Origin of the sequence: Nocardia gamkensis NBRC 108242 (genome assembly GCF_001612985.1) — a bacterium.
GTDB classification, from domain to species: domain Bacteria; phylum Actinomycetota; class Actinomycetes; order Mycobacteriales; family Mycobacteriaceae; genus Nocardia; species Nocardia gamkensis.
In genome coordinates, this window is record NZ_BDBM01000117.1 from 1 (window position 1) to 640 (window position 640).

The window sequence follows — 640 nt, forward strand, 5'->3', positions numbered from 1 at the left end:
AACCGGAACCGGTGGTCACCGAAGCACAAGCGCAAGTGCTGGCCACGCGTGCCGACCAGTTCAGCCGGTATCACGACGCTCGCCGCGAGGGGGATGACGAACTGGCCGAGGCCATCAAGGATTTGGTGGCCGACCTCGATGCCGAGCTTCGCGAACTCGGTGTGCGTGATCGTCTTCCGCCGTTGGATGCCAAGCCGCGTCGTAAGGCCAAGTCGACCCGTCGCCGTGACGATCTGCCGGACCTGCCTCGCAAGAAGGTCGCGCGCACCACGGTCGGCACCGCCTACGCGGACGGCAAGTACCGGCCCTCGACGTTCCACACCCTGACCGTGGATTCCTACGGGGGGATCAACCGTGTCCGTGACGAGGAGACCGGACAGATGGTGTCGGATGGTTCCCCGCGTGATCCGGAGTCCTACGACTACGCGCGTGCGGCCCGCGACATCATGCACGTCAAAGCGCTGTTCGACCGGTGGGTGCAGAACCTGCGTCGCGCGGTGGGCTGGAACGTGCAGTACTGGGGCTCGGTCGAACCGCAGAAGCGCGGGGCCCCGCACATCCATCTGGCTATCCGGGGTTCGATCCCTACCAAGCTGCTGTATCAGGTGACCGCGGCGACCTACGTCAACATCTGGTGGCC

General features: G+C 65.5%; 1 protein-coding gene. It reads left to right on the forward strand.

Annotated elements, in window-relative coordinates; all coding sequences use genetic code 11:
• Positions 1-640 (forward strand): replication initiator (locus NG1_RS37705; RefSeq protein ID WP_218019032.1); only part of this gene is annotated, 640 nt, incomplete at both ends.